The sequence below is a fragment of the Salinarimonas sp. NSM genome, assembly GCF_052380005.1.
GTDB lineage: Bacteria > Pseudomonadota > Alphaproteobacteria > Rhizobiales > Beijerinckiaceae > Salinarimonas.
Genome location: NZ_JBQTCJ010000003.1, coordinates 51,463 through 64,208 on the forward strand (window position 1 = coordinate 51,463; position 12,746 = coordinate 64,208).

General features: G+C 72.4%; 13 protein-coding genes. 9 read left to right on the plus strand and 4 right to left on the minus strand.

Going from position 1 to position 12,746, the window contains the following annotated elements; genetic code table 11:
- The 9 genes from ACTZWW_RS02450 (at nt 1) to puuE (ending at nt 8,923) form a co-directional block, all read left to right on the plus strand.
- Entirely contained in the window at nt 1-360 is a 360-nt protein-coding gene (locus ACTZWW_RS02450; RefSeq protein WP_444779343.1) for a DUF423 domain-containing protein, read from the plus strand.
- Nucleotides 361-461: 101 nt separating this feature from the next.
- A complete protein-coding gene (gene argB, locus ACTZWW_RS02455) occupies nt 462-1,370 on the plus strand; it encodes an acetylglutamate kinase (RefSeq protein WP_444779344.1) in 909 nt (302 codons plus the stop codon).
- Between the two features lie 74 nt (nt 1,371-1,444).
- Complete coding sequence (locus ACTZWW_RS02460) at nt 1,445-2,188, plus strand: pyrimidine 5'-nucleotidase (protein WP_444779345.1); 744 nt, start codon at nt 1,445-1,447, stop codon at nt 2,186-2,188.
- 19 nt (nt 2,189-2,207) lie between these two features.
- Complete coding sequence (locus tag ACTZWW_RS02465) at nt 2,208-3,200, plus strand: alpha/beta fold hydrolase (protein WP_444779346.1); 993 nt, start codon at nt 2,208-2,210, stop codon at nt 3,198-3,200.
- A 106-nt stretch (nt 3,201-3,306) separates the two neighbouring features.
- Nucleotides 3,307-4,554, plus strand: a complete 1,248-nt coding sequence (locus ACTZWW_RS02470) for an ABC transporter substrate-binding protein (RefSeq protein ID WP_444779347.1) — start codon at nt 3,307-3,309, stop codon at nt 4,552-4,554.
- A gap of 136 nt (nt 4,555-4,690) precedes the next feature.
- Nucleotides 4,691-6,385 carry an ABC transporter permease gene (locus tag ACTZWW_RS02475; RefSeq protein WP_444779348.1) on the plus strand — a complete coding sequence of 565 codons (1,695 nt, stop codon included), beginning with the start codon at nt 4,691-4,693 and terminating at the stop codon, nt 6,383-6,385.
- Complete coding sequence (locus ACTZWW_RS02480; RefSeq protein ID WP_444779349.1) at nt 6,382-7,047, plus strand: ATP-binding cassette domain-containing protein; 666 nt, start codon at nt 6,382-6,384, stop codon at nt 7,045-7,047. Before ACTZWW_RS02475 ends, ACTZWW_RS02480 begins: the two co-directional genes overlap by 4 nt.
- 58 nt (nt 7,048-7,105) lie before the next feature.
- The gene (gene uraH / locus ACTZWW_RS02485; RefSeq protein WP_444779350.1) at nt 7,106-7,462 is read left to right on the plus strand and encodes a hydroxyisourate hydrolase; all 357 of its coding nucleotides are present in this window, start codon (nt 7,106-7,108) and stop codon (nt 7,460-7,462) included.
- Between the two features lie 3 nt (nt 7,463-7,465).
- The gene (gene puuE / locus ACTZWW_RS02490) at nt 7,466-8,923 is read left to right on the plus strand and encodes an allantoinase PuuE (RefSeq protein WP_444779351.1); all 1,458 of its coding nucleotides are present in this window, start codon (nt 7,466-7,468) and stop codon (nt 8,921-8,923) included.
- A 290-nt stretch (nt 8,924-9,213) separates the two neighbouring features.
- Here puuE and ACTZWW_RS02495 read toward each other — a convergent pair whose 3' ends face one another.
- The 4 genes from ACTZWW_RS02495 to ACTZWW_RS02510 all read right to left on the minus strand — a co-directional run bounded on the left by ACTZWW_RS02495 (nt 9,214) and on the right by ACTZWW_RS02510 (nt 12,707).
- The gene (locus tag ACTZWW_RS02495; RefSeq protein WP_444779352.1) at nt 9,214-9,678 is read right to left on the minus strand and encodes a peptidylprolyl isomerase; all 465 of its coding nucleotides are present in this window, start codon (nt 9,676-9,678) and stop codon (nt 9,214-9,216) included.
- Between the two features lie 48 nt (nt 9,679-9,726).
- The gene (locus ACTZWW_RS02500) at nt 9,727-10,248 is read right to left on the minus strand and encodes a peptidylprolyl isomerase (RefSeq protein ID WP_444779353.1); all 522 of its coding nucleotides are present in this window, start codon (nt 10,246-10,248) and stop codon (nt 9,727-9,729) included.
- Nucleotides 10,249-10,286: 38 nt separating this feature from the next.
- The gene (gene coaD / locus ACTZWW_RS02505; protein WP_444779354.1) at nt 10,287-10,787 is read right to left on the minus strand and encodes a pantetheine-phosphate adenylyltransferase; all 501 of its coding nucleotides are present in this window, start codon (nt 10,785-10,787) and stop codon (nt 10,287-10,289) included.
- Nucleotides 10,788-10,934: 147 nt separating this feature from the next.
- Nucleotides 10,935-12,707 (minus strand): hypothetical protein, encoded by a 1,773-nt coding sequence (locus tag ACTZWW_RS02510; RefSeq protein ID WP_444779355.1) that lies wholly within the window; start codon nt 12,705-12,707, stop codon nt 10,935-10,937.
- Nucleotides 12,708-12,746: the final 39 nt, after the last annotated feature.

Here is a 12,746-nt window from a genome sequence, read left to right on the forward strand (position 1 = left end):
ATGGCGGAGCGCCTGCTCCTGGCATCCGGCGCACTGGCCGGGCTCCTCGGCGTCGCCTTCTCGGCGATGGCGACGCACAGGACCGGGTCGGGGACGCTCGAGGTCTCGGCCTCGTTCCTGCTCTTCCACGCGGCCGCGTTGGTGGGGATCTCCGCGCTGATCATGGGTGCCCATGTCGCCCGCAAGGCGGGGCTCGTCGCGGGCTGGCTGCTCGTCGCCGGCCTCGCCCTGTTCTGCGGCGACCTCGCGCTGCGCGCCTTCGAGGGACGCGCGCTCTTCCCCAACGCCGCGCCCACGGGCGGCGTTCTGCTGATGGCGGGATGGCTGGCGCTCGGAGGGGCGGCGTTCGTGCGGCGGTGAGGCGTCGCGAAACCGTCGGACGCGAGGCCTACCATCGCGCCTCGTTTCGCATTAGAAGCCCCGCCAGCGCCTGAAGCTCGAACCGCCGGACGACCGCCGCCATGACCGAGAAGACCCCCGACCCCAGCCCCTCCGCGCACGAGCGCGCCGAGATCCTCGTCCAGGCCCTGCCGCACATGCAGCGCTACGACGAGGAGGTCGTCGTCATCAAGTACGGCGGCCACGCCATGGGCGACCAGGCGGCCGCGGAGGATTTCGCCGAGGACATCGTGCTGCTCGAGCAGTCGGGCCTCAAGCCCATCGTCGTTCACGGCGGCGGGCCGCAGATCGGCGCGATGCTGACGCGGCTCGGGATCGAGAGCGAGTTCCAGGCGGGCCTGCGGGTCACCGACAAGGCCACCGTCGAGATCGTCGAGATGGTGCTCGCGGGCTCGATCAACAAGCAGATCGTCGGCTGGATCGCGGCGGAGGGCGGCAAGGCCATCGGCCTGTGCGGCAAGGACGGCAACATGGTCCACGCCCGCAAGGTGACGCGCACCGTCGTCGATCCGGATTCGAACATCGAGAAGGTGGTCGACCTCGGCTTCGTCGGCGAGCCGGACCACGTCAACCGCCAGATCCTCGACGCGGTACTAAAGGCCGAGCTCATCCCCGTGCTCGCGCCCGTGGCGGTCGGCGACGGTGGACAGACCTACAACGTCAACGCCGACACCTTCGCGGGCGCCATCGCCGGCGCCATGCACGCCAAGCGCCTGCTGCTGCTGACGGACGTGCCGGGCGTGCTCGACAAGAACAAGCAGCTCATCCCGGAGATGACGGTGGACGATTGCCGCCGCCTCATCGCCGACGGCACGATCACCGCGGGCATGATCCCCAAGGTCGAGACCTGCATCTACGCCATCGAGCAGGGCGTCGAGGCGGTGGTCATCCTCGACGGCAAGGTGCCCCACGCGGTGCTGCTCGAGCTGTTCACCGACCACGGCGCGGGGACCTTGATCCGCCGGACGTGAGGCGCACCCTCGCAATCCCGCGCCATACGCGCTACATTGAGAAGGGGCCGCACCGGCCCCTTTTTCGTCGGGACATGAGACACATACCTTCCCCCTCCGCCGCGCGGGCCGATCGCCGCCACTTCGTCGCCCCGGACGCGCGGGGCTTCGGCCATGTCGAGACGTGGATCTTCGATCTCGACAACACGCTCTATTCGCACGAGGCGCAGGTCTGGCCGCAGATCGACGAGCGGATCACGCTCTTCGTGGCGAACCTCTTCGGCATCGACGGGATCTCGGCGCGCGCGCTGCAGAAGCACTACTATCACAAGTACGGCACGACGCTGCGGGCGCTGATGACCGAGCACGCCATCGATCCGCACGCCTTCATGGACTTCGTCCACGACATCGATCACCGCCACATCGAGCTGAACGCGGCTCTGGGCGATGCGATCGAGCGGCTGCCGGGGCGCCGGCTGATCCTGACCAACGGCTCGCGCAGGCACGCCGAGGCGGTGGCGGCGAAGATCGGCATCCTCGACCATTTTGAGGACGTGTTCGACCTCGCCGACGCGAACTTCACGCCCAAGCCCAACCGCGAGGCGTACGAGATATTCCTGAATCGCTACGCCGTCGACCCCGCCAAGGCGGCGATGTTCGAGGACATCGCCAAGAACCTTCGCGCGCCCCACGATCTCGGCATGACGACGACGCTCGTCGTGCCGCGCACGGCGGACCCGTTCCGCGACGCCTTCGAGCAGGAGGCCGTGGAGGAGCCGCACATCGACTACATCACGGACGACCTCGCCGCCTTCCTCACCGGCGACGTCGGCACCTGAGGCGGGGAGGGGGCGAAGCATGTCGGACGTCGTCGTCCCGCGCGATATCCAGGTCCCTCCCAATCTCCAGGCGCGCTTCACGGCGCCCGCCGACATCGCCTTCGACACCTTCGACGCCCGCGACGGTACGACGATCCGCTGGGCCGCCGTCGCACCCGAAGGCGCGCGTGCGACGGTCGTGCTGCTGCCGGGCTTCACGGAATACGTCGAGGCCTATTTCGAGACGATCCGCGATCTGCTCGCGGCGGGCATCGCCGTCTTCGCGATGGACTGGCCGGGGCAGGGCGGCTCGGGGCGCTACCTCGCCGAGCCCGAGAAGGCGCACGCCTGGGGGTTCGAGGCGCACGTGGGGGCGCTCCGGCGCTTCCTCGAGACGATCGTGCTGCCCGCGGAGACGCCTGGGCCGCTGACGCTCGTCGGCCACTCGATGGGCGGGCATCTCGCCACGCGCTTCCTCGAGGAGGTGCCGGGGCTGGCGGACGCGGCCGCGCTCTCCGCGCCGGCCTATGCCGTGGGCGTCGACAGCCCGCTGCCACCCGCCCCGACGCGGCTCGTGGTGGAGCTCGTCGTCGCGCTCGGCTTCGGCGAGGCCTGGGCGCTGGGTGCCGGGCCGTGGGAGCGCCAGGCGAAGCGGCGCGCGCGCCTGCGGTCGCGCCTCTCCTCCGACCCGGAGCGCGCCGCGATCCTCGAGCGATGGGCCGAGGCGAACCCGCACCTGCGCGTCGGCGGGGCGACCTGGGGCTTCGGGCGCAGCTTCATCCGCTCGGCGCGCCGCGTCGTGGAACCGCAGCGGCTGGCGCGGATCGGCGTGCCGGTGCTCATCGGCTCGGCCGGCTGCGACGCCTTCACGGATTCGCGCCTGCACGAGACGGTGGCGGCGAGCATCCCCGCCTGCCGCGTCCTCGCGTTCCGCGAGGCCCAGCATTGCCTCTTCCTGGAGAGCGACGCCATCCGCGGCCCGTGGATGAGCGCGCTGATCGCGCTGGCGACGAGCGGGCGTCTGCCGGCCTGAGCCGCCCGCAAAAAAGCGTGCGCCCCTTGTAACGTTCGCGCCCTCCGCTTCGTATAGACTTTCGGCGCCGCGACCGCGTGCACCACGAGAGAAGGACATTCACAGCATGCGTCATCCCCGTCCGCGCACCGGCTCCATCGGTCTCGCCGCCCCGCTCGCCGCCCTCCTCCTCGGCGCCGCGACCGGCTCCGCCGCGGCGCAGGGCGCGCCCGAGACGCGTGCGTGGACCGAGATCCTGGCGGCGGCCGAGGGCCAGACGGTGTACTGGAACGCCTGGGGCGGCGATCCCGCGACGAACGACTTCATCGCCTGGGTCGGCGAGGAGGTGAACGCCCGGCACGGCGTCTCGGTCGTACACGTGAAGCTCTCCGATACCGCCGAGGCCGTTTCGCGGGTTCTCGCCGAGAAGGCCGCGGGGCGCGACGCGGGCGGGGCGGTCGACCTCATCTGGATCAACGGTCCGAATTTCCTCGCCATGAAGGACGAGGGCCTGCTCCACGGCCCCTTCGTCGAGGCGCTGCCGAACTTCGCGCTGGTCGATACGGTCGAGAAGCCCTCCAACGTCGTCGACTTCACCGTGCCGGTCGAGGGCCTCGCCGCACCCTGGCGCGTCGCACAGGTGGCCTATCTCTACGATGGCGAGGCGGTCGACGTCGCGATGCTGCCCCGCTCGATCCCGGAGATGAGCGACTGGGCCGCGGCCAACCCCGGGCGATTGACACACCCGACGGCGCGCGACTTCCTCGGTGCGACCTTCCTCAAGCAGGCTCTCGTCGAGCTCGTCGACGACCCCGCCGCCCTCCAGGAGCCGGCGACCGACGAGAGCTATGCGGAGACCGTCGCGCCGCTGTGGGACTGGTACGACGCCCTGCGCCCGCACCTCTGGCGCGCCGGCGCCGAGTTCCCCGAGAGCGGCCCGGCGCAGAACCAGCTCCTCGCCGACGGCGAGATCGACATCGCCATCACCTTCAACCCGGCGGAGGCGGCCGCCGGCGCGATCCAGGGGCGCCTGCCCGAGACGGTCCGCGTGTTCTTCCTGGAGGACGGCACGATCGGCAACACGTCCTTCGTGGCGATCCCCTACAATGCCGCGCACGAGGAGGGGGCGATGGTCGTCGCGAACTTCCTGATGTCGCCGCAGGCGCAGGCCCGGGCGCAGGACCCCGCCGACCTCGGCGCCTTCACCGTGCTCGACCTGTCCCGCCTCTCGGGCGACGAACGCGCCGCCTTCGACGTCAGCGACGCGCATCCGGCGATGCCCGCGCCCGAGGAATTCGTGCGCGTCCTGCCCGAGCCGCATCCCTCTTGGATGACGCGCCTCGTCGAGGATTGGGAGCGACGGATCTCGGGGTGAGCGCGTGCGCCGCGCAGGTGAGCGAGAAATTCGGGTGTGGCCCGGCGCCGGCGTCCGCCGGCCGTATCGCCGACGCTCTCCCCTCTCCCTCGTGGAGAGGGGCATCGCGTCGCGGCCGGCAGCTGCGACTTCGCCCGTGACCCCGAGCCCGGATCCCCTGCGCCTCGCGCCCGGGGTGACCCTCGCGCTCTTCCTGCTGCCCATCGGCGCGGGGCTTCTCGGCACGCTCGCGCCGGCCTTCGGGATCTTCCCGGCGCTCGGCGAGACGCGGCTCTCGCTCGACCCGTGGCGCGACCTCGTCTCGCAGCCGGGCTTTTCGACGTCGCTGCGGCTGACGCTCACGAGCGGATTCCTCTCGACCGCGCTCGCGCTCCTCTTCGCCTGCGGCTTCGCCGCGCTCGCCTCGACGCGGGCGGGCACTGCGCGGCTCGAGCGGGCTCTCGCCCCGTTGCTCGCCACGCCCCACGTCGCGGTGGCGATCGGACTCGCCTTCCTGATCGCCTCCTCCGGCTTCCTGGCACGGGTCGTGTCGCCCTGGCTCACTGGGTGGGAGCGCCCGCCGGCGCTCGCCATCGTGCGCGACCCGTGGGGCCTCTCCTACGTGGCGGGTCTCGCGATCAAGGAGACGGCGTATCTCGTCCTGATGGTGCTCGCCGCGCAAGGCCAGGTGCGGGCGGCGCCGGCGCTCGCGGCGGCGCGGGCGCTCGGCTATCCGCCCCTCGTCGCCTGGGCCAAGGTCGTGCTGCCGGCGATCTACCGGCAGATCCGCCTGCCGGTCTACGCGGTCCTCGCCTTCTCGCTCTCCAACGTCGAGGTCGCCCTCGTGCTCGCGCCCGGCACGCCGCCGCCGCTCGCGGTGCTGGCGATGCGCTGGTTCTCGAGCTGGGACCTCTCGCTCTACCCCACCGCCGCGGCGGCGGCGACGCTCCAGCTCCTCGTGGTCGTCGCCGGCATCGGCGCCTGGCGCCTCGCCGAGATGCTCGCGAAACGCCTCCACCGCGCCTGGTGCGCGCGCGGGGCGCGAGGGGGGCTCGCCGGCCCGATCCTCTGGATCGGCGGCGCGGGCGCGATCCTCTCGGGCGCGATGGTGCTCGGCGCGATCGCCGTGATGGCGCTGTGGTCGGTCGCCGAGGGCTGGCGCTATCCGGACGCGCTGCCGCGGGCGCTGTCGCTGCGCAGCTGGGAGCGTGCGGCGCCGACCCTCGTCGACCTCGTCGGCACCACGGCGCTCGTCGCCGCCGGTGCCACGGTGATCGCGCTGGCTTTGGCGCTCGCTTGCCTCGAGAACGAGTCGCGGCGCGACGTGAAGCCCGGCGCGGGCGCGCTCTGGCTGCTCTACGTGCCGCTGCTCGTGCCGCAGATCGCCTTCCTCTTCGGCGCGCAGGTCGCCCTCGTGCGGCTCGATCTCGACGCGACCCTCGTCGCGGTGGTGTGGGCGCACCTGCTCTTCGTGCTGCCCTACGTCTTCCTCTCGCTCGCAGACCCGTTCCGCGCGCTGGACCCCCGCTACGCCCGGATCGCCGCCGGGCTCGGGGCGGGGCCGTGGCGCACGTTCCTCGCGGTGAAGCTGCCGATGCTCGCGCGCCCGATCGCGACCGCCTTCGCGGTGGGCTTCTCCGTCTCGGTGGCGCTCTATCTTCCCACGCTCTTCGCAGGCGCCGGACGCATCATGACGCTGACCACGGAAGCCGTGACCCTCTCCTCGGGCGCCGACCGCCGCGTCGTCGGCGTCATGGCCTTCGCCCAGGCGGCGCTGCCGCTCCTCGTCTATGCGGTGGCGCTCGCGGTACCGGGCCTCCTCGCCGCGCGTCGCCGGAGGGCCGCGGCATGAGCGGCCTCGTCCTCGACGACGTCTCCATAGGGCTCGGCGGGCGGCCGCTGGTCGGGCCGCTGTCGATGGCGGTCGCGCCCGGCGAGGTGGTGACGGTGATGGGGCCGTCGGGATCGGGCAAGTCGACGCTGCTCGCCTATGTCGGAGGCTTCCTACCCAAGGCCTTCGTCGCCCGCGGGCGGGTGCTCGTCGACGGCATGGAGATCGGAGCGCTGCCGCCGGAGAAGCGGGCGGTCGGCATCCTCTTCCAGGACGATCTTCTCTTCCCGCATCTCACGGTGGGCGGCAACCTCGCCTTCGGACTGCGCGGGAGCGTGCGCCCCGCCGCGCGGCGGCGGGCGATCGTCGAGGAGGCGCTGGCGCAGGCGAACCTCGCGGGCTTCGCCGACCGCGATCCGATGACCCTGTCCGGTGGCCAGCGCGCCCGCGTCGCGCTGATGCGCACGTTGCTGGCGGAGCCGCGCGCGCTCCTCCTCGACGAGCCCTTCGGCAAGCTCGACGCGGCGCTGCGCCAGGACGTGCGGGCCTTCGTCTTCGCCCGCGCCCGCGACCGCGGCCTGCCGACGCTGCTCGTCACCCACGATGCCGAGGACGCGCGCGCCGCCGGCGGGCGCGTCGTCGAGGTCGGCGGGGACGCGGGTGCGGACGCGCCGCGCTCTTGACGGGCGCCCGGCCCGCGTCGGACATCTTGGACGATCGTCCGCACCACGAGGAGCCCCGATGCCCCGCCTCTCGACGCACGTCCTCGACACCGCCCATGGAGGCCCCGCCGCCGGGGTCGCGCTGACGCTCGACCGGATCGAGCCGGACGGCGCGCGCACCCGCCTGGTCGAGACGCGCACCAACGCCGACGGACGCACCGATGCGCCGCTCCTCCAGGGCGAGGCGTATCGCGTCGGGACCTACGAGCTCGCCTTCGCGATCGGCGACTACTTCCGGGCGCGTGGCGCGGCGCTGGCCGAGCCCGCCTTCCTCGACGTGGTGCCGATCCGTTTCGCCATCGCCGAGCCGGACGGGCACTACCACGTGCCGCTGCTCGCGAGCCCGTGGAGCTATTCCACCTATCGCGGGAGCTAAGCCATGGCCCCGCGCATGCCCGTCTTCGACGCCACCAGGGCCGCGTATCCCCGCGACATGGTCGGCTACGGCCGTACCCCGCCGCACGCCGCCTGGCCGGGAGGGGCACGGGTCGCCGTGCAGTTCGTGATCAACTACGAGGAGGGGGGCGAGAATTCCATCCTTCATGGAGACCCCGCCTCGGAGGCGTTCCTCTCCGAGATCGTCGGCGCGCAGCCCTGGCCCGGCCAGCGGCACATGAACATGGAGTCGATCTACGAGTACGGCTCGCGCGCCGGCTTCTGGCGGCTGTGGCGGATGTTTGGGGAGCGCAGCATCCCCGTGACCGTCTATGGCGTCGCCACCGCCATGGCGCGCAACCCGGACGCGGTCGCCGCCATGAACGAGGCGGGATGGGAGATCGCCTCCCACGGGCTCAAGTGGATCGACTACCGCGACGCGCCCGTCGAGGTCGAGCGTGCTCACATCGCCGAGGCGGTGCGCCTGCACACCGAGGTGGCGGGAGCGCGCCCGCTCGGCATGTACCAGGGCCGCACGTCGGAGAACACGCTTCGGCTGACGATGGAGGAGGGCGGCTTCCTCTACGGCGCCGATTCCTATGCCGACGAATTGCCCTACTGGGTCGCCGATCCGCAGGGACGCCCGTTCCTGATCGTGCCCTACACGCTCGACGCCAACGACATGCGCTTCGCCACGCCCCAGGGGTTCAATTCCGGCGACCAGTTCTTCGGCTATCTGAAGGACACGTTCGACGTCCTGTGGGAGGAGGGCGAGCGGGCACCCAAGATGATGTCGGTGGGGCTCCACTGCCGCCTCGTCGGCCGCCCGGGGCGGGCGGCGGCGCTGGCGCGCTTCCTCGACTACGTGAAGGAGAAGGACGCCGTCTGGTGCGCCACGCGCGTCGACATCGCTCGCCACTGGGCACGCAACCATCTGCCGGACGGCGTCGCGCCGGCGGATCTGGCGAAGCCTCTGTTCGTCGCTGCCTGGGGCGACGTCTTCGAGCATTCTCCCTGGATCGCGGAATCGGCCTGGGAGGCCGGCCTCGGGCCGGAGACGGCGACGGCGCAGGGCCTGCACGCGGCCCTGATGCGCGCCCTCGACCCGGCGCCGCCGGAGCGCAAGCGTGCGCTGATCGACGCTCATCCCGATCTCGCGGGGCGCCTCGCGGTGGCGGAGATGGCGCCCGAGAGCCAGGCGGAGCAGGCGTCCGCCGGGCTCACGCGGCTCACGCCCTCCGAGAAGGATCGATTCCTCGCCTTGAACGACGCCTACAAGGCCCGCTTCGGCCACCCGTTCATCATGGCCGTGCGGGGCCGAACCAAGGGCGAGATCCTGGCCGCCTTCGAGGCGCGCCTCGCCAACGACCCGCAGGCGGAATTCGCCACCGCGCTCGGCGAGATCGCGACCATCGCGCGGCTGCGCATCGAGGAGCGGATGCACAAGCGCCGGCCGGGGTGAGAGGTGCTGTGACCCCGAGCGTGTGTAGCTAGAAACCGATCTCGGGCACGCCGCGCCGCCGATGCAATGCGATCGGGAACTCCCCTCTCCCTCGCGGAGAGGGGCGGGGGGTGTGGGGCGTCCAGGATCGAGCGCGTGTTCGATGCAGCGCCACGCCGCCGACGCGCTGCATCGAGGTGGAGATGGTCCTGCACGCCCCCCACCCCCGACCCCTCCCCACGAGTGGGAGGGGAGAACGGCGGCGGCGTGCATTCACCGATTGCCGGCGTCGGCCGCGTCTGCGGCCCGCCTCAGGCGTCCGCCGCGACCTTCATCGAGACGATGCGGTCGGGGTCGCGCACGGGCTCGCCGCGCTTGATCTGGTCGACGTTCTCCATGCCCTCGGTGACCTTGCCCCAGACGGTGTACTGCTTGTCGAGGAAGCGGGCGTCGCCGAAGCAGATGAAGAACTGGCTGTTGGCCGAGTGCGGCGCCGAGGTGCGGGCCATCGAGCAGGTGCCGCGCACGTGCGGCTCGGCGTTGAACTCCGCCTTGAGGTCGGGCAGGTCGGAGCCGCCGGTGCCCGTGCCGTTGGGGCAGCCGGTCTGGGCCATGAAGCCCTCGATCACGCGATGGAAGGCGACGCCGTCGTAGAAGCCCTGGCGCGCCAGCGTCTTGATCCGCTCGACGTGGCTCGGCGCGAGGTCCGGGCGCAGCTCGATGACGATGCGGCCCTTGGTCGTCTCCATCAGGATCGTGTTCTCGGGATCGGCCATCGGGCCCTCCTTTGGTTGGTTCGGTGTTGCTGGGGAAAGCCTGCTGCGTCACCCGCCGACGCGCATCGAGACGATGCGGTCGGGGTTGGGGACCACGCCCGACCGGTCGACGCCCTTGGCGAGCGCATCGATCGCCTCCATGCCGGAGACGACGTCGCCGACATAGGTGTACTGCCCGTCGAGCCATTCGGCGCGGTCGTAGACGATGAAGAACTGGCTGTTGGCCGAGTTCGGGCTCTGCGAGCGCGCCATGCCGATCGAGCCGCGCCGGAAGGGCGTGTTCGTGAACTCGGCGGCGAGGTCCGGCAGCTCCGATCCGCCCATGCCCGTGCCCGTCGGGTCGCCGGTCTGGGCCATGAAGCCCGCGATCACGCGGTGGAACGGCACGTCGTCGTAGAAACCCTGCTCCGTCAGCGTGCGCAGCCGCTCGGCGTGCTGCGGCGCGAGGTCCGGGCGCAGCTCGAGCACGACCTCTCCATGGGGTGTCCCCATGACCAGGGTATTCTCCTGAGCCGCGGCCGGCAGCACGGCGGCGAGCAGGAGGGCGAAGGCGGCGAGAAGCGTCTTCATCGATGTCTCCAGGTGGGAGCCGCGGGTCGGGCGCGGCGTCAAGCGAGCTTGGCCTTCAGGGCCGCCGCGACGGGCGCCGGCACGAAGGGGGCGACGTCGCCGCCCATCTTCGCGATCTGGCGCACCAACGTGCCGGAGATGTGGCGGGTCGGCCCGGAGGCGGGCAGGAAGACGGTGCGGATCTCCGGCGCCATCGCGCCGTTCATGCCCGCCATCTGCATCTCGTAGTCGAAATCCGTCGCGTCCCGCAGGCCGCGCAGGATGATCGTCGCGCCCGCCCGGCGGGCGGCGTCCACGGCGAGCCCGTCGAAGGTGACGATCTCGACCTCGGCCCGCAGCGAGAGCCCCGCGCAGGTGGCGCGCAGCAGATCGGCCTTCTCGTCGGGCGTGAACAGCGGCGTCTTGCCCGGGTGCACGCCGATGGCGATGACGATCCGGTCCGCCAGCGCCGCGCCCTGCGCGATGACGTCGGCGTGCCCGTTGGTCACGGGGTCGAAGGAGCCGGTATAGAGGGCGGTGCGGAGGGCGGCGGGCGGCATGGCCGCAAGCGTTAGCCGAAAAGGGCGGGGGACGGCAAGGGCGCAGGCGGCGTCGCCCGGTCCCACCGCGCACGCGATCCGACATGCATGTTCCGGACGGCTGGCCAGCGCCGCAGGGCGACCCCCGGCGAGGGCTCGTCGTGCCGCTCACGGGCGCGCCGGCTCCGGCGTTGCCCCCGACATCCAGCCGAGCAGCACCTGCCGGAGCAGCTCCTGTCCTTCCTCGCTGGCGAGCCAGGCGAGGCCCGTGGCGGCCGCACGCGGGCCGAGCCGCGCCTCGAGCTCCTCCTCGAGCGTCGCGAGATAGATCCCGTCGCCGATCTCGGGCACGCCCGGGATCCAGTCGGCGCCCGGCGCGGTGAAGGCGTCGCGCGCCGCCGCCTCGGCCGCCGCATGCGCGGCGAAGACGTCGTCGACGGCGAGCGGGATCGCGTCCTGCACGACCTCGGGAAGGGCGTCGTGCACGTCCGTCGCGCGCGGCAGGCCCGTGGCCTCCGCGACGGCGTCGAGCGTCTCCACGACGGTGCGCGCGGCGAGGCTCACGAAGGGATGCCGGTCGGGCAGGAGCGGATCGGCCTGGTCGGTCGCGATGGCGTCCGCGAGGACGGGCGCGGGCGCGCCGTTCAGGGTCGCCTCGACCGTGGGAGCGCCCGTGCCGTCGTCGCGGCCGACGCGCACCTCCGCGGTCCATTCGAGCCCGAAGGACACCATGCCGGTGCGCTCCTCGATCCGATCGCCCAGACGATCGATGCGGTTGCCGACGAGCAGCGTTCCAAGGCCCAGATGGAACGTCGGTGGGATCGCCGCGAGCACGCCGCCGACGCCCATCACCGCCCCCGCGAGCAGGTCGTCGGCGCGGGCTGAGACCGATAGCGTGAGGCCGTACACCTGCTCCCCCGCGGCGAAGTCCGTGCCGCCCTCGACGGAGAGGCCGATGTCGGCGAGGCCGAGGCGCCCGTCGAAGCCGTGCAGCCCGGGAATCGCGACGCCGGCATCGACGCTGTGGCCGGCATCGATGCGGGTGACGACGCCGCTCGCGCCGAGGAACGGGGCGTCGCCCGTCGCCCAGGCCAAGACGCGGCTCGTGTCGACGCTCACCGCGCCGCTGCTCGCGCGCCCGCGCAGGTCCTCGGGGATGGGGCTCGTCGTGTCGCGCGCGCTCGTGCCGTCGTCGCCGGGGCCGAAGGACCAGCCGACCTGCTGCGGCCCGCCCTGCCAGGGCGTGCTCACGGTCGTCTCGGCAGCGATCGGATGGTCCGGGGGGAGGGACCAGCTCACGGTCCAGCTCGTCGGCCGCAGCAAGGACAGCGCCTCACCGACGGGATCGAGCACCGCCTCCTGGATCCTCTCCCAGAGCGCAGCCTGCGGCTCGGCCTCCCGCTCCGGCCGCCACGCCTCCCAGCTCGGCCGGGGCGGCGCCTCCCAGCTCGGCCGCGGCGGGACGAGGCAGACGGTGCGCGGGTCGAGGTATCCCGGCGGGTCCGGCGGGCCGTGCCGGCCGGGGAGTGGCGCGCCGAGGTCGGGAATGTCGAGATGGGGATGGCGGCGGCGCAGCTCCTCGATCTGCGCACGCAGCGCGGCCGCCGCGTCGGCCGGCATGGACGGGGACGCGACGGGGGCCGGCTCGGGGTCGGGCTGCGCGACGGTCTCGGGTTTCGGCTCGGGTCGCGGCAGCCCGGGGGGGACGCCGTTCGAGGACGGCTGCCGCGGCCCGGTCTCTCCGGCGTCGTCGTGGCCGGGCGGCATGCGGTCGACCCGTGGTGTCGGCGGCGGCTCGGGCGGCTCGCCGTCCGCGGGATCGGGACCGCCGTCGCGCGCGCGTGCCGTCTCCCTGCGGAACGCCTCCTCGTCTCCGCTCGTCTCACCGCGGCCACCCTCGGGGCTGCGGTCCGCCCTCGACACGGCGTCCACGTCCGACATCTGCGCTTCCCATGCTGAAAAGGCGATAAGATAATATAG